This is a genomic window from Streptococcus mitis, assembly GCF_047464035.1.
Lineage (GTDB): Bacteria > Bacillota > Bacilli > Lactobacillales > Streptococcaceae > Streptococcus > Streptococcus mitis_DX.
In genome coordinates this window covers 95444-116460 of record NZ_JASHCQ010000003.1, presented here as the reverse complement: position 1 = coordinate 116460, position 21017 = coordinate 95444, and the positions used below count along the sequence as shown (strand labels likewise).

15 protein-coding genes and 1 other RNA gene are annotated in these 21017 nt (G+C 38.3%); 2 read left to right on the top strand and 14 right to left on the bottom strand.

All coding sequences use genetic code 11. The annotated features are described in order from the left end of the window. The 8 genes from QM818_RS02250 to QM818_RS02215 all read right to left on the bottom strand — a co-directional run. A partial coding sequence (locus QM818_RS02250) for a Rib/alpha-like domain-containing protein (RefSeq protein WP_414299862.1) occupies positions 1-4285 on the bottom strand: 4285 nt, incomplete at its 3' end. A gap of 656 nt (positions 4286-4941) precedes the next feature. Continuing rightward, positions 4942-5631: a response regulator transcription factor gene (locus QM818_RS02245; protein WP_414299861.1), complete on the bottom strand. Its 690-nt coding sequence runs from the start codon at positions 5629-5631 to the stop codon at positions 4942-4944. An 11-nt stretch (positions 5632-5642) separates the two neighbouring features. Then, positions 5643-7067 carry an NADP-dependent phosphogluconate dehydrogenase gene (gene gndA / locus QM818_RS02240; protein WP_000158778.1) on the bottom strand — a complete coding sequence of 475 codons (1425 nt, stop codon included), beginning with the start codon at positions 7065-7067 and terminating at the stop codon, positions 5643-5645. 75 nt (positions 7068-7142) lie between these two features. Then, positions 7143-8561: a cell division site-positioning protein MapZ gene (mapZ, locus tag QM818_RS02235; RefSeq protein WP_261081023.1), complete on the bottom strand. Its 1419-nt coding sequence runs from the start codon at positions 8559-8561 to the stop codon at positions 7143-7145. Positions 8562-8574: 13 nt separating this feature from the next. Then, complete coding sequence (locus tag QM818_RS02230) at positions 8575-9732, bottom strand: THUMP domain-containing class I SAM-dependent RNA methyltransferase (protein WP_414299860.1); 1158 nt, start codon at positions 9730-9732, stop codon at positions 8575-8577. 84 nt (positions 9733-9816) lie between these two features. After that, positions 9817-10198, bottom strand: an RNA gene (rnpB, locus tag QM818_RS02225) — RNase P RNA component class B. Positions 10199-10218: 20 nt separating this feature from the next. Continuing rightward, positions 10219-10548 carry a cell division regulator GpsB gene (gene gpsB / locus QM818_RS02220; protein ID WP_191962423.1) on the bottom strand — a complete coding sequence of 110 codons (330 nt, stop codon included), beginning with the start codon at positions 10546-10548 and terminating at the stop codon, positions 10219-10221. A gap of 72 nt (positions 10549-10620) precedes the next feature. Beyond that, the gene (locus tag QM818_RS02215) at positions 10621-11148 is read right to left on the bottom strand and encodes an SLOG family protein (protein ID WP_414299859.1); all 528 of its coding nucleotides are present in this window, start codon (positions 11146-11148) and stop codon (positions 10621-10623) included. A gap of 65 nt (positions 11149-11213) precedes the next feature. On the opposite strand from QM818_RS02215, the gene recU reads away from it, so the two are divergent. Together recU and pbp1a are read left to right on the top strand one after the other, a co-directional pair. Continuing rightward, the gene (gene recU / locus QM818_RS02210) at positions 11214-11810 is read left to right on the top strand and encodes a Holliday junction resolvase RecU (RefSeq protein WP_000248750.1); all 597 of its coding nucleotides are present in this window, start codon (positions 11214-11216) and stop codon (positions 11808-11810) included. Next, entirely contained in the window at positions 11807-13990 is a 2184-nt protein-coding gene (gene pbp1a / locus QM818_RS02205) for a penicillin-binding protein PBP1A (protein ID WP_414299858.1), read from the top strand. The genes recU and pbp1a overlap by 4 nt, the downstream gene beginning before the upstream one ends. Positions 13991-14131: 141 nt before the next feature. Here the strand turns inward: pbp1a and QM818_RS02200 are convergent, their stop codons facing one another. The 6 genes from QM818_RS02200 to QM818_RS02175 all read right to left on the bottom strand — a co-directional run bounded on the left by QM818_RS02200 (position 14132) and on the right by QM818_RS02175 (position 21007). After that, positions 14132-16111 carry a peptide ABC transporter substrate-binding protein gene (locus tag QM818_RS02200; RefSeq protein WP_414299857.1) on the bottom strand — a complete coding sequence of 660 codons (1980 nt, stop codon included), beginning with the start codon at positions 16109-16111 and terminating at the stop codon, positions 14132-14134. 298 nt (positions 16112-16409) lie between these two features. Then, a complete protein-coding gene (gene rfbD, locus QM818_RS02195) occupies positions 16410-17273 on the bottom strand; it encodes a dTDP-4-dehydrorhamnose reductase (RefSeq protein ID WP_261081018.1) in 864 nt (287 codons plus the stop codon). Between the two features lie 65 nt (positions 17274-17338). Continuing rightward, positions 17339-18388 carry a dTDP-glucose 4,6-dehydratase gene (gene rfbB / locus QM818_RS02190; RefSeq protein WP_261081017.1) on the bottom strand — a complete coding sequence of 350 codons (1050 nt, stop codon included), beginning with the start codon at positions 18386-18388 and terminating at the stop codon, positions 17339-17341. A 13-nt stretch (positions 18389-18401) separates the two neighbouring features. After that, complete coding sequence (locus QM818_RS02185; protein ID WP_000131476.1) at positions 18402-18995, bottom strand: dTDP-4-dehydrorhamnose 3,5-epimerase family protein; 594 nt, start codon at positions 18993-18995, stop codon at positions 18402-18404. Next, positions 18996-19865, bottom strand: coding sequence for a glucose-1-phosphate thymidylyltransferase RfbA (gene rfbA, locus QM818_RS02180; RefSeq protein WP_000676117.1), 870 nt, complete (start codon positions 19863-19865; stop codon positions 18996-18998). A gap of 86 nt (positions 19866-19951) precedes the next feature. Then, positions 19952-21007, bottom strand: coding sequence for a glycosyltransferase (locus QM818_RS02175; protein ID WP_000878661.1), 1056 nt, complete (start codon positions 21005-21007; stop codon positions 19952-19954). Between the last annotated feature and the right edge of the window lie 10 nt (positions 21008-21017).

Genomic DNA, 21017 nt, shown 5'->3' with positions numbered 1-21017 from the left:
GGTTCGCTACCACAGTCTTATCTGCTGGTTTAACCACATCGTTACCTGCATTTGGCTTAGCTGCGTCGTCTGCTGTCTTAGTTAAGTCTGCTGCTGGAATAACGGCTGTGTTTCCTGATGGCGTTGTCACTGTAGCGTTTCCTTTATCGTCTACTACTACAGTCGCACCTGGATTCACTGCTTTAACTTTGTCTTCGATGGTTTTCTTCTCAGCGTCTGTAAGTTTTTCTGGGTTCGCTACCACAGTCTTATCTGCTGGTTTAACCACATCGTTACCTGCATTTGGCTTAGCTGCGTCGTCTGCTGTCTTAGTTAAGTCTGCTAATGGTTTTTTATCTTTAGAACCATCTTTATAGGTTACAACAAGATTGTTTCCTTCTTTTTCTACTTTATCAACAACTTTTGAAGCAGCTTCTACTTCTGTACCTTTTTTATCAGCTAAACGTGCATCTGGATTGTTTTGAGAATATTCAAGTTTAACTTTCTCTTTAATTTTTTCAAACTCTTTATCAGTAACATTATTAACATCTGATACAACTACTTTGTCAGCTTCTGCTGGAGTTTTAATATCATATTTTTGAGTTTGAGGTTTAAGAATTACATTAACCGCAGTTGGGTCGGTAACATCTCTACCATTTCCTCTAGCATCTGCTCCATCTTTATCAATGGCTTTTACAAAACGCCATCCTAATGGAGTTCCTCCATCTTGAATTGCTTTTTCAAATTTTTCTTTTGTAAACTTCCCTTCAGGTGCTGGAGTACCTGTATATGTAATAACAGCTGGATTTTCTGCTGTTGCTGTTGTTTCAGTAGTGAATTTATTCGCAGTGAATCCATATTCTGTATTTTGTTTATTAGTTTCTCCTGCTACGTCTTTAAATTCTTGGTTACTTCCTCTTCTTAACTCAGCGCTTGCAAGTTTACCACTATCATCTTTGATTTTAATATCAAAAGAATTCACTTCTGATGCATATACATATACTTCTTTTTTATCTGGTGCTGGGTCAGAATATTGAATTTCTACTGTTGGTTTTTGGTTAGTTCGTGTTAATTCTGATAATAGTTTTTTATCTTGAGAACCATCTTTATAGGTTACAACAAGATTGTTTCCTTCTTTTTCTACTTTATCAACAACTTTTGAAGCAGCTTCTACTTCTTTACCTTTTTTGTCAGCTAAACGTGCATCTGGATTGTTTTGAGAATATTCAACTTTAACTTTCTCTTTAATTTTTTCAAACTCTTTATCAGTAACATTGTTAACATCTGATACAACTACTTTGTCAGCTTCTGCTGGAGTTTGGATATCATATTTTAAAGTTTGAGGTTTAAGAATTACATTAACCGCAGTTGGGTCAGTAGCATCTCTACCATTTCCTCTAGCATCTGCTCCATCTTTATCAATGGCTTTTACAAAACGCCATCCTAGTGGAGTTCCTCCATCTTGAATTGCTTTTTCAAATTTTTCTTTTGTAAAATCTCCTTCTGGTGCTGGAGTACCAGTATACGTGATAACAGCTGGATTCTCTGCTGTTGCCGTTGTTTCAGAAGTAAATTTATTAGCAGTAAATCCGTATTGAGTATCTTGTTTATTAGTTTCTCCTGCTACGTCTTTAAATTCTTGGTTACTTCCTCTTCTTAACTCAGCACTTGCAATTTTTCCGCTATCATCTTTGATTTTAATATCAAATGAATTAACTTCTGATGCGTAAACATACACTTCTTTTTTATTAGGCGCTGGATCTGAATATTGAATTTCTACTATTGGTTTTTCATTTGTACGTACAAATTCTGACAATGGTTTTTTATCTTGAGAACCATCTTTATAGGTTACAACAAGATTTCCTTTATCGTCTTTTGTTACTGATTGGATCTTAGCATCTTTATCAGCTACAGTTGTACCTTTTTTGTCTGCCAAGTTAGCATCATCATTTGTTTGAGAGTACTCAAGTTGGAGTTTCTCTTTGATTTTGCCTAGCTCAGCTTCTGTTACGTTAGCTGGATCTGCTACAGTAACTTTTTCTGTTGGAGCTGCAATATCATATTTTTGAGCTTGTCCCTTAAGCATAAGAAGGAATGAACCTGGGTCAGTCGCGTTTGAGATACCTACGGCTTTATTCTCAATGGATGCACCATCTGTATCCGTTGCAGTTGCATAGCGCCAGCCTAAAACCATACCTTTTGGATTTTCACCTTTAGTTGCCGCATCCAGTTTATCTTTTGTCAAATCATCTGTCGCCGCTGGTGTACCTGAGTAAGTAATGACTGCTGGTGTATCTGCTGTTGCTGGGGTTTCAGTAGTGATTTTATTCGCTGTAAATCCATATTTAGCGTTAATTTTATTTGCTTCACCTTCAACTGGATTAAATGGTTGGTTTCCTCCGCCATTTACAATTGCGCTAGTGATTTTCCCGCTATCATCTTTGAATTTGATATCGAATGAATTTTTTTCTCCAGCATATACATAAACTTCTTTAGTAGCTTTATTAGAGTAAGGAATCTCTACTGTTGGCGCTACTGCTGGAGCTGCTGGAGCAACTGGGGCTGCTGGTTGGGCTGCTTCTTTTTCAACAATTACTTTTACTGGTCCTTCTACCTTCGAACCATCTGAGTATGTTACAACTGCTGTTGCTGTTTTTTCTCCTGGCGTTGCTGTGTTTACTGGTGTCTTGAACTCAGCTTTTGTTCCAGCAGGAAGATCTTTGAAGTTAGCAATTGAATTTTCTGCTTTTGGTTGTTCATTAACTTTAACTGTTTGAGTTTTTACAGTTGGAGGGGTAACATCAGCTTTTGATAGATTTACAGGGTTCTCTGCAATTCTGTGGAAACCGTGGTCAACTCCTGCTGTCCCGGTACTCAACATCCCCATCGAAACCTTCATGTTTTTCAACTGTTCATTTGTTACTGTATTAGGAACTGTTGTTGTAAACTCCCATACATAACCGTCTCTATAGTTACCACCTGTATTCGAATTATCATAGATAACACGCTTACCTGGCAAAGCATTTGAGTTTACTAAATTTTTTGTATCAGATAGCTCGTCTTTTACCGCATCCTTATAGTAGAAGCTAGTGTTATTATACAGAGTATCTAGTCCTCTAGTATAATTGTCCCAACTACCATTTATTTTCAAATTCTCATTTTTAGCAAGAGCACGCCCTGCTGCTGTGGATGGAGTAGGGTTATCAAAAGTTACAGTATCACTAAGAGCACTTCCATCTCCGCCAACTAGTTGATATTTTCTGTCTACAAATTTCATTTCCGCTCTATATTGCAATCGGCGAATATCCGTAGGCATATTCACTTCATTAGGAATCTGAATGTAGTTTCGGAACACTTCATTCTTTACTCCATAGTCATTAGCGAAATTTTGTAAATGGTCATTGAAAAAAACTTGCCAGTCTACAGAAGTAATTTTCCCAGTAGCATCTGTATTGTAACGAGCTCTATATTTCATTACGGAATTAACAGCAGTTATTGCATTACCAGATTCAGATGAACCTCTTATACCACTAGTAATAACACTGTCTTTTTTCCCATAGTCGTTCCCCTGAGAATCAATATTATAGGCAATTTCCGCCCTAAAAGCATTATTTTTATCTAATGCTTTACCGTTACGTGGGTCGTTAGATCCTGTGTTTTCGATTGAGTTAGATTCTGATTTTTTCTCAGTGTTTTCTGCTTTTTTACCTACAGTTTCTTTTCCATTAGTAGTGTCTACTGCTGGAGTTTCTTTTTTCTCTACAGGTTTATTTTTTAATTTAGTGTTAGCTGTAGTTACAAGTTTATTGTAAGCTTTTGTGATTTCACCTTGAGTTGTTGCGTTTGCTAATGTAGCTTTCGCAGCTTCTAAGTCAGCTTTTAGTACCGCAACACTTTCTTCAGTTTTGTTTTCGTATGTTCCGTTAGCTAATTTTGCTTCGATTTCTGCAATGTAGTTTTCTAGTTTAGTTTTGTCTAAAGCTTTAACTTCTTTTGCAGTTTCTCCATCAAGTTTTGCCGCTACTGCTGGTTCTGTTGTAGACACAGCTGGTGTTCCAGCAACTTCTGGCTTGTTTTCTGCTACAGCAGGTGCCTCATAAGTCTTGCCATCTCCGTTCTGTGTAGGGTTAACATCCCCAGTAGTCGAGTTGTTTGCTACAGTAGTTTCTGCTGTGTTTGCATGAACCACTTGGGTAGCTAAACTAGCTCCGACTGCAAAAACAAGAGAACAACCGAATAGGAAATGCTTCCCTTTTTTGATCATTCTCCAGTTCTTTTGCTCTGCATTTTTACGATTAAAATACATCACATTTTCTCCTTTTGATATCTAAAAAATAGCATGTAATACACATACACATACACATACACATACACATACACATACACATACACATACACATACACATACACATACAATCAATATTATAATTTACATTAGCAGATTTGTCAATTATATTAATTATTTTTTATTATTTTCCATTATTTTCAGAATATTTCAGGATTTAAACCATTTATTATATTATAGCGTTAAAATAAAAATAAAATTTTCCTTTTCTTCAAGACTATGATAAATGCCATTTTTTTGAATACTTATAAAGAACATGTCAACTTATCCTACATATAAGCCATTCCTTTTGAGTGCCAAAAATAGGAAACTATGAAAGTAAAGTCCATCAGATACAAATACTCTTCGAAAATATCTTCAAATCACGTCAGCTTCCATCTGCAACCTCAAAATTAGTGTTTTGAGCAACCTGCAGCTAGCTTCCTAGTTTACTCCTTGATTTTCATTGAGTATAAACTATGGTCAAGAAGAAATCATTCTCCCTGACCAGACCTTTGGACCATTACAAGCCATCATTTGTAGCTATTCAAAAAAGCTCCATACTATCTATTATTCAGGGATTCCTGCTACAGATAGTATGGAGCTCAAAAAGCAGTTACACGAGCATGACTGCCATTCTATTCTTGCATGGTGTAACCAACACCACGCACGGTTTTAATGTAGCTTTTTTGACCTTTTACATCAAGCTTGCTACGTAGATAACGGATATAGACATCCACAATATTTGTTTCTGTCGCACTTTCATACTTCCAGACACTTTCCAACAACTGCTCACGAGTCAGGACTTTCTTGCTTCCCATAAGAGTAGCCAAAAGATCATACTCACGACGCGTCAGAGCAATCATCTCTTCGCCACGATAAACAGTATGATGTTCTACATCCATACGCAGATTGCGGTAAGACGTTGGAACCTTCATCTGACTACAGTGTTGGTCGATAAAGTCCCGACCTCGGAAAATCGCTGAAATACGAGCCACCAAATTCTCAATAATAACTGGCTTATAGATGTACGAAACGGCAAAGCGTTGGATTGCCTCAATCTGATCTTGCAAGTCTTCGCGATAGTCCAAGACCATAATGACTGAAGCTGGCTTAGTTCGGCTCAGCTTGTCTGCAAAATCCTGGGCTGTCATATCCCCCAGATGAGCATTCAATAAAAACAAGTCATAGTCTGTCTGAAGAGCCATGGAAAGGGCTTTTTGCCCCTCCTCAACCTGATCAACTCGGTATTGCTCTTTTTGGAGTTCCAAACTTAAAAAATGAGCTAGATTTCGTTCTTTCTCAAGTAATAAAATCCGTTTCCCCATGGCAGACCTACTTATTTTTCGTCATACCAAGAGTAGTGGAAGGTTCCTTCTTTGTCTTTACGTTGGTAAGTGTGGGCACCAAAGTAGTCACGTTGTGCTTGGATCAAGTTAGCTGGAAGGTCAGCTGAACGGTAGCTATCAAAGTAAGTAATAGCTGCTGAGAAGGTTGGCACTGGTACACCAGCTTGAACCGCAAGAGCTACGATGTCACGCACTGCTTGTTGGTACTTAGCAGTAACATCCAAGAAGTATTCATCCAAAAGAAGGTTGGCAAGGTCTGCATCACGGTTGTAAGCATCTGTAATTTTTTGCAAGAAACGAGAACGGATGATACAGCCATCACGCCAGATAGATGCGATATCTGCAAATGGCAAGTTCCAGTTGTTTTCTTTAGAAGCTACACGCAATTGCGCAAAACCTTGTGCGTATGAAATGATTTTTGAGAAGTAAAGGGCTTGACGGATTTTTTCAATCAACTCAGCCTTGTCTCCTTCAAATTTGAAAGCAGCTGGTTTTGGAAGAACCTTGCTAGCATGTACGCGTTCTTCTTTGTAAGTAGAGATGTAACGTGCAAATACTGATTCAGTGATGAGTGACAATGGCACACCAAGGTCAAGTGATGATTGGCTAGTCCATTTACCAGTTCCCTTGTTACCTGCAGCATCAAGGATATAGTCTACGATTGGTCCATCTTGACCTTCATCATCTTTACGGCTCAAGATATCAGCTGTAATTTCGATCAAGTAGCTGTCCAATTCACCCTTGTTCCACTCAGTAAAGATTTCAGCCATGTCTTCAGCAGAAAGGCCTAGCAAGTGTTGCATCAAGTCATAGCTTTCTGCGATCAATTGCATATCACCATACTCGATACCGTTGTGAACCATTTTCACATAGTGACCAGCTCCATCAGGACCGATGTAAGTCACACATGGTTTGCCATCTTCTGGTGCTTTAGCTGAGATTTCTTCAAGAACATCCGCAACCAATTCGTAGGCCTCTTTTTGTCCACCAGGCATGATAGAAGGACCTTCAAGGGCACCTTTTTCACCACCAGAAACCCCAGTACCGATAAAGTTGATACCTGAGTTTGCCAATTCTTCATTACGACGGATTGTATCTTTGTAGAAAGTGTTTCCTCCGTCGATCAAGATATCACCCTTGTCAAGGTGTGGAAGAAGGGCTTGAATTGTAGCATCTGTACCAGGTCCAGCTTGAACCATGAGCATGATACGACGAGGTTTTTCGATTGAGTTTACAAAACTTTCAACGTCATAGCTTGGTACAAAGTTCTTTTCAGGATGGCAAGCAATTACATCTTCAGTTTTTTCTTTACTACGGTTGTAAATAGCAACTGTGTAACCACGAGATTCAATATTAAGGGCAAGGTTACGACCCATTACGGCCATACCAACAACACCAAAGTTAGCTTTTGTCATTTGACACTCCTCTTGTTTAATTTGTTTTATTTTATCATTTTTACTTTTGAAAAGAAAGAATTTTGTAACGACTGCTTAGTAGTCCAAGTCATCCGCATGTCCAGAACCATTTCCAACAAAGTATCCTGTCTTACAGTTAAGGGTAAAGAGATAGGTTCCATCTGGCTTGTAGAGGTTGTAATAACCATTGCCATTAACGATATTAACACGTTCAAGGATATATTGGTTACCAGTGATATAACCACGTGAACGTGAAGTCGCTAGAATTTGTTCTAAGACACCATCCGCGAAATCCCAGGCAGAATTATTGCTATCATCAATAGCAGACTGGTTATAAGAAACACGACTCGCACTTCTTTGAACAGCAACTCCTGCACTTGATACACCCATATTGACTTCACTGCGGGTACTTCTAGTTTCAGTTGATGCAGTATTTGAGCTACTTGGACTTGTCTCACTAGCAGTATTTTCGCTTGCTTGACTAGAGCTTGAGCTGCTAGTTTCACTTGAACTTGAGCTTGAAGCACTTGTTTGCTGGCTCTTACCAAGGCTGATAGCCTTATCTAGAACTTTATCAAGCTCCGTATTTCCAGTTTTAATATCTGTAAATTTAGCATCTGATTTAGCTTTAGCGTTAGTATCCAAGACACCATCCATAATAGCTGGTTTCTCAAATTGAGCATTGACATCTTGAATGGCCTTGATTTGAGTTGCTAGGCTATCATACTTAGATTTTGCAAGCGTATATTCACGACTACCTTCTAGCTTATCAAGCAAGGTTTTCAGTTGACTCAGTTTATCAAACTGGCTATTCTTCAAAGCCGTTTTGTTGCTATCTGTATAGAAGGCATCATATAAATTATTGAATTCTTCCGCATCTGACTGCGTATTTGTAGTTGATTGAGAAGTTTGGATTTCCTTGGTCGAACGAGCCACTTGACGATAAACATAATAACCAGTTCCAAGGATAAGAACCACTAAGGCTGCTAGAATACCGTAAAGCACCCATTTCTTCTTACTTTTTCCATCTTCACTATCTGTGACTCGAGAACGTGTGAGAGCCTCTTCCGCTCCAACTAATGGTACCTCTTCCGTCTCAAATTCTTCGACAAGAGGAGCTTCTGAAACTCGTGTTAATTCTAAATCATCAAACTGACGCAATTCATCTTCTGGAGCTGGAGAAGTTACTCCTGTTCCCTCACGAAGCTCTTGAAGTAAATTATCCAGAGTCTGAGTTTCCTCTATCTCTTCTACCTCTTCTTTTTCAACTAGATCATCCTTGCTAAACTGACGCGTTTCAAACTTATCTGCCTCAATTTCATCTTTATGTTGTTTCACATACTTGTCCAAGATAGAATCTCCAGGCAATACACCTGCTTCCACCTCTTCATTTTTTCGCATAGCTTCTCCAACTGTTAGCTCTTTGGCTTCATCAAAATCAAATTGCGCCTCTTGATGTTCTGCTTTATGACGATTCCGTCTTTTCTTACTCATGAGTTTTTCCTTCCTACTTTACTTCCTGACGTTTAACACGTTGACCAAAATATTGATACAAATCAACTTTTAAAGTTCCGTTGTACAACTTACGTTTCTTATCCGCCTGACTACCGTACTTGGTCTCAAAGGCTTCATCACTGGTTAAGATAAACTTGCTCCACGTTTTCAGCGGTGCAAATACTTGACCCATTTCAGCATAAAGCCTGGTAACTCCTGCATCATCTGACAAGCGTTCACCATAAGGTGGGTTAGAGATAATCACTCCATTGATTTTATCAGAACGCAAATCCTGCACGCGCATCTGCTTAAAGGTAATATCTCCTGCAACACCTGCTGCCTGAGCATTGGCCTTAGCAATTTCCACCATACGTGCATCGATATCACAGCCCATGATATCTAGCTCAAGCTCACGATCCACTTTCTTAGCTGCTTCAGTACGAACTTCTTGGATCAAGCGATCGCTAATCCAGTTCCATTCCTCAAAAGCAAAGGAGCGACGAAGACCAGGAGCCATCTTTCTAGCAATCATAACTGCCTCGATACAGAAAGTTCCTGAACCACAGGTCGGATCAATCAAGGGCTTGTCTGGATACCAGTTAGAGAGTTGTAAAATGGCTGCTGCCATGTTTTCCTTGATAGGAGCGCCACCTTTTTCTGTACGATAGCCACGTTTAAAGAGACTGGATCCTGTCGTATCAATCATGACAGTTGCTACGTCTTTCAGAATAGAAACTTCAATCTTAAACTCAGGACCAGTTTCCATCAAGGGAACTCCTTCTGGACGAGCATAGTGTTTTTGTAACTTCTTGACAACAGCCTTCTTTGAAATAGCCTGTACACTTGGCTCATTGTGAAGTTTAGATTTAACACATTTAGCTTTCGAAATCGGAAAACGAGCCCCAAGCGGTAAATAATTTTCCCAATCTAGGGCAAAAACTCCTTGAAACAACTCTTCAAAAGTCTTAGCAGGGAAAGATCCAACGATAATTTTGATACGATCTGCTGCCCGAAGCCAGAGGTTGGTTTCGATGATGGCTCTTGTATCTCCTTGGAAACGAACACGTCCATTTTCAACCTGACAATCGTAGCCCAACTCTCGCACTTCACGACCAACGACAGCCTCAAGACCCGCTGCAGCAGTCGCGATTAAATTAAATTCTTTTTTCATTTTCAGTCTTGTAAGACCTTTCTATATGTCCACTTTAAAAAATGAGGTTGAGAAAGTTTTCTCAGCCCCAACCTATATGCAATTTTCTATAAGCCATGTTTTGTTCCAGAAGTGACTAGGACCACTTCCTTCGATAATCATCTGTCTACCACTAACAGCATAGAGCTGATAGTAGTCAGAGTACTACGTTCGTTTCCGTGCACTCCATGCCCCGACCAAAATTTGGGTTGCTAGCTTGAGGGGTTTACCGCGTTCCACTCTCTCCGTTTCCAGAAAGACTCCGTCACTGTGGCACTTTCAAGCCTACTCTGACCTATCCAAAGACTTAGCCATTTCAACTGCCGTAACGATTTCTCGTCCCTAGGCTTATGAGTTCGCCTAGCACAAACACTACAGGCATCACAGCCTGTGCTAGCATGGACTTTCCTCATGAAAAGAAATTCTCCTCACGCGATTATCCAAAAATTGCACTTTTCAAATAAACTCTTATAGATCAGAGTTATCCAAAATTTGTTTACCAAATACTTCTTTTTCGAGACGATTCAAGCGTTTCAAAATATCAAAATTCGTCATAGAACTTGTAGTCGCCGCTTCAATAGGCTCTGCTTGAACTGGTGAAGGTTTCGGTTTACGAGCTAATTCTTCCTTCAACTCTGCAATTTCTTGACGGAGAGACTTGACTAAAGCAGCATAAGTTTCATAGTCCTTGATGACATCGTCCAAAAATTCATCAACTTCAACCTTACTATACCCACGAACTTCACGTCCAAACTCTTGTTCAAAAATATCTTTTGCTGAAAAAATAATACTTGCCATCTCTCTCTCCATTCTCGATTTCTAATAGTATTATTATATAAAAAAAGGCAAACAAAAATCAAGGTCAAAGGCTTACTTTTCAGAAAAATTTTCTGCTATCTCATTTAAGTCTTCAAAGGTTAGCCTTTTTATGCGATAACCTTCCTGATTTTTCATCAAGGTATCCATGAATTTTAATTTGGTCTCATTTTCTGGGTCATAGAAAAAATAAGCTAAATCAGTATTTTCCAGTAAAAATTGTTGGTAATCACGCAGTTGCCCCACATGTTCATATTTGGGATAGGCATATTTGACAAAATCTACCTGCTTAAATTGGCTGAGTTTAAGCTGATTCGCTTCATTCCAATTTTCCCCGTGTGTTTCAAAATCAAAAATGGTAGCTAGGCTGAAATCATATTCATCTTTCATTTCATTTGCAACATCAAGAACCCAGGATTCAAATCCCAAATTCCCTGTAAAGACCAGCCATTTAAGCCCTTCTTCTGCTAAGTTTTCTAAATCTCTTCTAATCGCTTTCTTTATAATTTTTAACCTGATATCTTTTTCGTTAAAGACACCCAAATCAAAGCTAGAATAGCCCATAATTAAAGCTCTAGTCATTTTTACACCTTTCTTTATACTTTATGGTATAATAGAGTGATATTATTGTACCAATAAGGAGAATTATGGTCAACTATCCTCATAAAATTTCATCAAAAAAAAGTCAAACATCCATTTCTCAACCAAAAAATTTCGCAAATCGAGGAATGACTTTTGAAAAGATGATTAACGCTACCAACGACTACTATCTGACACATGGCATGGCAGTTATCCACAAAAAACCGACGCCTGTTCAGATCGTTCGAGTAGACTATCCTCAACGTAGTCGAGCCAAAATTGTAGAGGCCTATTTTAGACAAGCTTCCACAACAGATTACTCTGGCGTATATAGAGGACATTACATTGACTTTGAAGCTAAGGAAACACGACAAAAAAATGCTATTCCACTAAAGAACTTCCATCTTCATCAGATTCAACATATGGAACAAGTTCTGGAACAGCAGGGCATTTGCTTCGTTCTGCTTCATTTTTCTTCTCAACAAGAAACTTACTTGTTACCGGCACTTGATTTGATTCGCTTTTATCATCAAGATAAGGGTCAAAAATCAATGCCACTTGGATATATTCGGGAAAACGGATATTTAGTAAAGCAGGGAGCCTTCCCTCAAATTCCCTATCTCGACATTATCAAAGAACATTTACTAGGTGGTAAAACAAGATGAACAAACAAATTATTCTGCGATTCTTAAAGTATATGGGAATTACATTCCTTACCTTATTTATCGCTTTATTTCTATTAGGTGGTGGGGTCTTCCTCTACTTTGTTAGCAAGGCTCCAGCCTTATCTGAAAGTAAATTGGTTACGACAACTTCCAGCAAGATTTATGACAATAAGAACGAACTGATTGCTGACCTTGGATCTGAACGTCGCGTAAATGCTCAAGCCAATGAAATTCCCACTGATTTGGTTAAAGCTATCGTCTCAATCGAAGATCACCGCTTCTTTGATCATAGAGGGGTTGATACTATTCGTATCCTTGGAGCAACTCTGAGAAATCTCCAAGGTAGAGGGGGGCTCCAAGGAGCTTCAACCTTGACTCAGCAATTGATTAAATTAACTTATTTCTCTACTTCAACTGCTGATCAAACCTTGTCACGTAAAGCTCAAGAAGCTTGGCTAGCCGTTCAATTAGAGCAAAAAGCAACCAAGCAAGAAATCCTGACCTACTACATCAACAAAGTCTACATGTCTAACGGTAACTATGGAATGCAAACCGCAGCCGAAAATTACTATGGAAAAGACTTGAAGGATTTAAGTTTGCCACAGTTAGCACTCCTAGCCGGAATGCCTCAAGCACCAAACCAATATGATCCATATTCCCACCCAGAAGCTGCTCTAGAGCGTCGTAACTTGGTACTTTCAGAAATGAAGGGACAGAAATATATCAGTGCAGAAGATTACGAAAAAGCTATTAATACGCCTATCACTGACGGTCTTCAAAGCTTGAAGTCAGCCAATAGTTACCCAGTCTATATGGACAACTACCTCAAAGAAGTAATCGACCAAGTCGAACAAGAAACGGGCTATAACCTTCTTACCACAGGTATGGAAGTCTATACTAATGTCGACAAAAATGTTCAACAGAGACTTTGGGATGTTTATAATACAGATGAGTACGTTGCTTATCCAGATGATGAACTTCAAGTAGCTTCCACTATCGTGGATGTAACAAATGGTAAAGTTCTTGCTCAGTTAGGTGCTCGTCACCAATCAAGTAATGTATCTTTCGGAATCAACCAAGCCGTTGAAACCAATCGTGACTGGGGTTCTACTATGAAACCAATCACTGACTATGCTCCCGCTTTAGAATATGGAGTCTATGACTCTACTGCTTCTATTGTACATGATGTTCCTTATAACTATCCTGGTACTGATACTCCTGTCTACAACTGGGATCATGGTTACTTTGGGAATATTACAATTCAGTATGCACTCCAACAATCACGAAATGTCACAGCCGTTGAGACTTTGAATAAGGTCGGTCTAGATAGATCTAAAACCTTCCTTAATGGTCTGGGTATCGACTATCTAAGCATGCATTATGCAAACGCCATTTCAAGTAACACAACTGAATCCAACAAACAGTACGGTGCAAGTAGTGAAAAAATGGCTGCTGCTTATGCCGCCTTTGCTAATGGTGGTATTTACCACAAACCAATGTATATCAATAAAATCGTCTTCAGTGATGGTAGTGAAAAAGAATTTTCTGATGCTGGTACACGAGCTATGAAAGAAACTACTGCCTATATGATGACCGAAATGATGAAAACTGTTTTAGCTTACGGAACCGGACGTGGTGCTTACCTACCATGGCTTCCACAAGCAGGTAAGACAGGTACTTCTAACTATACTGATGACGAAATTGAAAAGTATATCAAGAACACTGGCTACGTAGCTCCAGATGAAATGTTTGTAGGTTATACTCGTAAGTATTCTATGGCTGTATGGACTGGTTACTCAAATCGTTTAACTCCAATCGTTGGAGATGGTTTCCTAGTTGCTGCTAAGGTTTATCGCTCAATGATATCGTATCTATCAGAAGATGATCAACCTGGGGATTGGACGATGCCAGACGGCCTGTTCCGAAATGGAGAATTCGTCTTCCAGAACAACGCGAAGAACACATGGAATAATTCAGCAACACAACAAACACAAACGGTAGAAACTCCAAGCACAACAGCTGAAAGTTCAACTACACAGGCAAGTACGACGGTTGGTCAACAACCCAATAATGCTCCAGCAACTGATCCTAATCAAGGACAAGCTGGCCAGGCTGTTCAACCGACACAACCAGTACAACCAACGCCACAAAATCCACAAGTTCAACAACCACAACAGTGAGATGAAAGAAAATCCTGAGAATAAAAACTCAGGATTTTTTCTACAAAAAAATTAGTTTGATAATCTTTGAATGTGAGGATAGGTTTCAATTCGTTTTCGATAAACCAAAAGAAGTTAGCGAATAACTAACTTCTTTTTATCTTATTTCACATGTTTTGCAAGTTCTTCTTGCGCTTTTTTATTGGATTCTTCTTTTTCTTTCATCCATTTATCTTGAGCTTTTTGGTATTCATCCACAGTGACTGCCTTGTCTTGAAGTTCCAAGTATTTGTATAGGAGCGGATCGCTTGTCCCCTTGTTACCAGAGAAGGCAAACGGCATCGTAAATGGTACCATCTTAGACAAGATTGGGCGACCAGTGAGTGATGTTGTTGGAATAATCAAGGCACTATCTGTCAACCAAGCTTGGGCTGTAGCATACTTATCATAACGTTTTGCTACATCTATTGTCTCATTTCCAGCTTCAGTTACCAATTTCTCATAGTCGTTCAGACCAACCTTCTTAGCTGCAGCATTATCTGTACCAGAATCAAAGCCAAAGTAGGTTTTAGTGTTTTCACCAACTGATGGTTTGATAATATCGAGGTAAGTAGATGGATCCGCAAAGTCTGGAGACCAACCAACATTATCTGAAATATCCCAATCTTCCCCAGCTGCTGTTTCAGCAAAGTAGGTAATATTCAAGACTTCATCTTTTTGTAGTTGTTGAATATCAATTACGACATTATCTGTACCCAAGGTTTCTTCAACCGATTGTTTGAAAGATTGAACACGTTGAACTTTTGTAGTTGCTGTCTGATCAACAGGCATGTCTAGGTGAATTGGGAAAGTCACGCCTTCTGCCTGTAAAGCTGACTTAGCCTTCGCAAATTCGGCCTTGGCTTTTTCAGGATTGTAGAGACCATCTTGGGCATCGGCCAGATTAACATCCTTCCATTCATCCCCATAGGTTACTAATTTTTCTTTGACCATATCGCCAAAGTTTTTCCCATCTGCTTGAACAAATGTTGGTGGCACAAAGAGATTACGCAAAATTTTGCTTGCACCACTGGCACCGTTCACTTGTGAAGCATAGGCCGTACGATCAAAACCAAAGGCAATAGCCTGACGGAAATCCTTGTTTAAGAGAGCCTTTTTAGTAGATGTCTTTTGTTCGTCGCTAGTCTTAGAAGTATATTTATAGGACTGACGATCAATATTTGTACCAACTAGATAAGTCGTAGAGTCTTGTTGGGTATAGACAATATTGTCCTTCATCGTTTTTTCAAGTTCTGCAAAACTTGCATTTGTAGGATAAAGTCTGGCTGCTGTAAGACTACCATCTTTAAAGTTTTCCGCAGGTTTGCTGGTATCTTGACCATCCCAGAATGACAATTTTATCTTATCAACATGAACATTATCTTTATCCCAGTAGTTAGGGTTTTTTTCAAATTCAACGGAAGATTTAGCCACAAGAGATTTTAACAAATAAGGACCATTATACAAGATACTGCTTGGATCTGTCGCTTTAGCAAAATCATCCCCTTTTGAGTTCAAAAACTCTTCATTAACTGGTGCCAAGACACCCATTGTTGTTTTAGAATTCCAAAAACTTTCAGGTTTGTTCAAAGTGTATTGGACTGTTTGATCGTCAAGGGCTTTAATTCCAACTTGAGAAAAATCTTTATTTTCTCCCTTAGCATAAGCATCTAGACCTTTAATCGAATCTTGTACCAAGTAAAGGGCTTCTGATTTCTTATCTGTCGCATATTTAAGACCTGTTACAAAGTCTTGAGCCTTGACAGGAGCATATTCTTCCCCTTCAGATGTGTACCACTTGGCATCCTGACGAATCTTATAAGTGTAGGTCAAACCATCTTTAGAAACTGACCAGTCCTCTGCCATAGAGGGAACAAGATTCCCATAACGGTCATTTTCAAGCAATCCATCAATGACGTTACTAGTAATGTTTGAAGTAGCTGCCTTGCTGGTTGTCAAATAGTTGAGATTATCTGGGTCTGTCTCGTAGGTAAATGCAAAAGTCTGCTCACCTTTAGTAGCAGAACCACCAGAACAAGCCGCTAAGACACCAGCTGCTAATAAAGTGACTCCCGCAAGAGCCAATACTTTCCTTGTTTTCATAGTATTCTCCTTTGTTTTTCTATCCATTATAGACCCTTTTTAAAGTCCTGTCAATAGAATTTTCAGAATTTTAGAAAATTATTTTTTAAACAATAGATTTGCAAAAATATGAATAATATCAAAAATACCTCAACTACATTAGGTAGTCAAGGAATTATTAATCATATTTGAAAATAGCATCTGAGAAACAGTTTTAATTCTTTAATCTAACTCATTTCTTACACACTGCAAAGCTGTTGTCATGAGAATATTATATCTATTATTTTCGTGGGGAGTTCATTAACGACCAGGATTCAAATTAGTTAATATCACTTTTTACTTCTTGTTTATAAAATTCTTTCAAGGCATCTTGCCAAGTTGGAATAACAAATCCAGTAGCTTTAGCTTTAGCCAGACTCATTGTTGAGTTTAACGGACGTTTAGCTTTTGCTGGAAATTGACTTGAATCTACTGGCTTGATTTCCACATCTGTATCTTTCAAAATTTCAACTGCAAAATCATACCAAGTTGTGTCTTCTGTTGCGTCATTCGATAAATGATAGTAACCAAATTCCTTGCAATTTTCAGCTAGATAAGTCATAAATTCAGCCAAGGTACGAGTCCAAGTTGGGCGACCATGCTGGTCATTTACAACCGTTAATGTCTTATGAGTTTTCGCAAGGTTTTGCATCGTAAAAACAAAGTTTTTACCGTAATTTCCAAATACCCAGGCAGTACGGATAATATAGAAATTAGACACATACTTCTCAACTAACTCTTCTCCCATGCGCTTTGTACGTCCATATTCTGTCTGTGGATCTGGTCGATCATCAACTTCCCACTCTTCTCCAACTGGTTTCTTACCGTCAAAGACATAGTCGGTGGAAATATAAACTAGGGTTGCACCATGCTTTTCAGATGCTTTTGCGACATTTTCTGTCCCCGTAACATTGATAGCAAAGTCTAATTCTTTCCCTTCATCCTCTGCTGCATCAACAGCGGTGTAGGCAGCACAGTGGTATACTAAAGTCGGTTTAACTTCTTCGAAAACTTTCTCAACCATTTCTTCATTTGTAATATCCATCTCAGCCACATCTACTGCTACGTATTCTTCATTACGATCATCTAATAAATAACGAAGTTCAGTTCCTAATTGGCCTTTTGCTCCTGTAATTAAAATCATCTCTACACCTTCCTAATCTGTAACTCTTCCCACTATAGCAATAAAAAGCAACTATTTCCTGCTTTTTATAATTTGATAATCTCCTGAGTTTTAGCATAATTGGCTTCAACAGCTTCTTTCTCTGCTTTCCACCATTCTTGGTTATCTGTATACCACTTGATTGTTTCCTTGAGACCAGATTCAAAATTAGTGAATTCTGGTTTCCAGCCTAATTCATCACGGAGCTTACTAGCGTCAATTGCATAGCGGAGGTCATGTCCTGCACGGTCAGTTACATGATCATAGGCATCTGCATCTTGGCCCATTTCCTTAAGGATAAGTTCCAAAACTTCCTTGTTGTTCTTCTCACCATCAGCCCCGATTAAGTAAGTTTCACCGATTTGACCTTTTGTCAAGATTGTCCAAACTCCCGAAGAATGATCATTGGTATGAATCCAGTCACGAACATTCTTACCTTCACCATAAAGTTTTGGCTTAATTCCACTTAGGATGTTGGTAATCTGACGTGGGATGAATTTTTCAATGTGTTGATAAGGACCGTAGTTATTTGAACAGTTAGAAATCGTTGCCTTGACACCAAATGATCGTACCCAGGCTTTTACAATCAAGTCTGAAGCGGCCTTGGTTGATGAGTATGGAGAGCTAGGATTGTATTTGGTATCAGCAGTAAATTTCTCACCTGGACCTTCACCATGTCCTGGCAAATCCTCGCGTAGAGGGAGGTCTCCATAAACTTCATCTGTAGACACATGATGGAAGCGAATATCATATTTGCGAGCAGTTTCCAAAAGAGTATAGGTTCCGATGAAGTTAGTATGTATAAACGGTGATGGATCATTCAGTGAATTGTCATTGTGACTTTCCGCTGCATAATGAACGATAGCATCTGCTTGAGCAGCCAACTTGTCTACCAACTCCGCATCAGCAATATCTCCAACAACCAACTCAACACGATCACCTAAAATTTCTTCAATATTAGCGCGATTTCCAGCATAAGTCAACTTGTCTAATACTGTCACGTGAACATCTGGAAAGTTCTTGTAAACATAATGAACAAAGTTAGAACCGATAAAACCTGCTCCACCTGTCACGATAATTTTTTTGTATTCAGTCATAGTCTTTCCTTTTTTACAAATCTTCTTTTTTCAAAGGTTTTACATCCTTAAGTAGTGGATGATTTTTATCAGCTTCTGAAACCTCTGCTTCAGCAAGATTGGCCCACTCAATTCCTAATTCTGGATCTGCATAATTGACAAAGGCATATTTAGATTTCAAATCTAATGCCCAATAATCGTTGACCAGATAGCTATAAGAGACTGTATCTGATAGAACCTGAAATCCATTAGCTACACCACGGGGAACAAAGATACCCTTACTAGCATCAATTACTGTTTGATAGGTATTTCCGAATGTTTCTCCCTCACGTAGATCAACCCAAGAACCCAGTACTTTCCCACCATCTGCTACAGAGATGTACTTATCCCAAGGTTCTGCATGCAAGCCACGAAGAACATTTTTACGTGAGAAGGATACATTGTTTTGCAATTTTCCTTCTGCAAAAAAGGACTCTGGGAAACCTAGTGGGAGCATTTTTTCCTTCTGAAAATTTTCCTTAAACCAACCACGATTATCGCCATGAACAGGGATATCAAATTCCAACATACCGGGAATAGCTTCAACCTTACGAGCTACAAGCGTCTTACCAAAAAAATTATCTGTCATCTATGCTTCTCCTATCAAACGGAGCAAATATTGTCCGTATTCATTTTTCTTAAGAGGTTGCGCCAACTTTAATACATCCTCACGGCTGATATACCCCATACGATAAGCAATTTCTTCTAGATTTGCAACTTGAAGATTTTGCATACGTTGCACTGTTTCAATATACTGTGAAGCTTCCAGTAAACTTTCATGAGTTCCTGTATCCAACCAAGCAAAGCCACGTCCCATCAGCTCAACAGATAGGTCTCCGCGTTCTAGATATGCTTTATTTACGTCTGTAATTTCCAATTCACCACGAGGGCTTGGTTTAATATTTTTGGAAATTTCTACAACATCATTATCATAGAAATAAAGGCCGGTCACTGCATAATTGGAACGAGGATGTTCTGGCTTTTCCTCAATAGAAACAGCATTCATCTCCGCATCAAACTCCACAACACCAAATCTTTCAGGATCCTTAACTTGATATCCAAAAACAGTTGCACCTCTCTCCTTATTAGCAGCCTTCTGAAGCATTTTAGATAGACCAGGACCATAGTATATATTATCTCCTAGAATTAGGGCGACACTGTCATTTCCAATAAATTTTTCACCGATAATGAAGGCCTGAGCCAATCCATCGGGACTAGGTTGTTCCGCATAAGAGAGATTAATTCCTAACTCCGAACCATCTTGAAGCAGTTCTTTAAAGCGAGGTAAATCATGAGGAGTAGAGATAATTAAAATATCTTTGATACCAGCTAACATCAATGTTGAAAGCGGGTAGTAAATCATCGGTTTATCATAAACCGGCATCAGTTGTTTTGATGCAGCTCGAGTCAAAGGATACAAGCGAGTTCCTGAACCTCCTGCAAGAATAATACCTTTCATAATCGAACTACCTTTCTATATTAAATTAGAATTTTTTCATTAGTAATCAGAGACAAATGACACATTACTTATTGAATTTAAACCAATTATTTAATTAATTTATCTAAAGCTGTTTTCAAATAATATCCTGATCTTATATTATTTCCTACCTTTTGTGCATTTTCTACTAACTCTTGATATTCTTCTTCCGAAATACTATTGATTGTTTCTTGTATATCAAACAAAGAATCAACTGTAATACCACAATTATTCTTTAAGACAAAATGAGACAAAGCAGATTCCTTCCAAACAATGATAGGGAAACCAGAAGCCAAATAAAGTGACGCTTTATGAGAATTGTTATAGCGTAGATACTCTCCAAAAAATCCACTACAAGTCTCAGAACTGTCACCATCCCAAACTAAACCAAAACTTCCTTCCAATACTGATGGAAGTTCATCTGGAAGAAATGAACCAAAGTAGGTTTCATTAGATAACTTCCTAGACTCATCAAATCCAACACCATATAAATTAAATTGTGGTTCTATAGGTAATGAGTACAGATATGCTGCTTTATCTTGTGATAAATTTCCTGCAACAATTATTGGTTGTTCTTTTCTTAAACTAGTTTTTTCTATAAAATCTGGAATTAAATAATCAAAGATTTCTAAATTAGTAATTTTTTCTCCAATAACTCCTTTATTGACTAATACTCCTTTCATTACTTTATTATGAGCAATAATACCATTTACATAATGTAAAGAAGATCCCTCCGTAACTTTCATACGTAATTTCATTCTAAAAGGTAATGTTTCATCATTTACAAAACGTAAAGTTTCTAAATCATGAATCAGAAAATAGGTTTTAATACCTTTTTTTCTAAGGAATTTTAGTAAATTACTAAATAGTAAGGAATGGTGTAATAATGGAAATTGGATAACAATCTCATCGCCTCTTTTTAAAAGTTTGAATGCTTTTGATAGTGCTTGATATTTATGTATCTGTGCCTTGAGTACATTCATTTTATACCAATCATCAACCAATACTCTTAAAGGGATATATCCCAACTCATTTAACACAGTTTCAACATCATTACGTGCCTTATTGCCAGCATTTTTTTGGTTAACATCATTTAAAAATTCTTCTTTTAAGTAGTATTTCATATTTTACCTT

Bases quoted from the DNA above. Each gene is read 5' to 3' on its own strand.
- gpsB (WP_191962423.1), bottom strand. From the start codon at position 10,548: ATGGCAAGTATTATTTTTTCAGCAAAAGATATTTTTGAACAAGAGTTT.
- gndA (WP_000158778.1), bottom strand. From the start codon at position 7,067: ATGACAAAAGCTAACTTTGGTGTTGTTGGTATGGCCGTAATGGGTCGT.
- recU (WP_000248750.1), top strand. From the start codon at position 11,214: ATGGTCAACTATCCTCATAAAATTTCATCAAAAAAAAGTCAAACATCC.
- pbp1a (WP_414299858.1), top strand. From the start codon at position 11,807: ATGAACAAACAAATTATTCTGCGATTCTTAAAGTATATGGGAATTACA.
- rfbA (WP_000676117.1), bottom strand. From the start codon at position 19,865: ATGAAAGGTATTATTCTTGCAGGAGGTTCAGGAACTCGCTTGTATCCT.
- QM818_RS02230 (WP_414299860.1), bottom strand. From the start codon at position 9,732: ATGAAAAAAGAATTTAATTTAATCGCGACTGCTGCAGCGGGTCTTGAG.
- QM818_RS02215 (WP_414299859.1), bottom strand. From the start codon at position 11,148: ATGACTAGAGCTTTAATTATGGGCTATTCTAGCTTTGATTTGGGTGTC.
- QM818_RS02175 (WP_000878661.1), bottom strand. From the start codon at position 21,007: ATGAAATACTACTTAAAAGAAGAATTTTTAAATGATGTTAACCAAAAA.
- rfbB (WP_261081017.1), bottom strand. From the start codon at position 18,388: ATGACTGAATACAAAAAAATTATCGTGACAGGTGGAGCAGGTTTTATC.
- rfbD (WP_261081018.1), bottom strand. From the start codon at position 17,273: ATGATTTTAATTACAGGAGCAAAAGGCCAATTAGGAACTGAACTTCGT.
- QM818_RS02245 (WP_414299861.1), bottom strand. From the start codon at position 5,631: ATGGGGAAACGGATTTTATTACTTGAGAAAGAACGAAATCTAGCTCAT.
- QM818_RS02200 (WP_414299857.1), bottom strand. From the start codon at position 16,111: ATGAAAACAAGGAAAGTATTGGCTCTTGCGGGAGTCACTTTATTAGCA.
- QM818_RS02185 (WP_000131476.1), bottom strand. From the start codon at position 18,995: ATGACAGATAATTTTTTTGGTAAGACGCTTGTAGCTCGTAAGGTTGAA.
- mapZ (WP_261081023.1), bottom strand. From the start codon at position 8,561: ATGAGTAAGAAAAGACGGAATCGTCATAAAGCAGAACATCAAGAGGCG.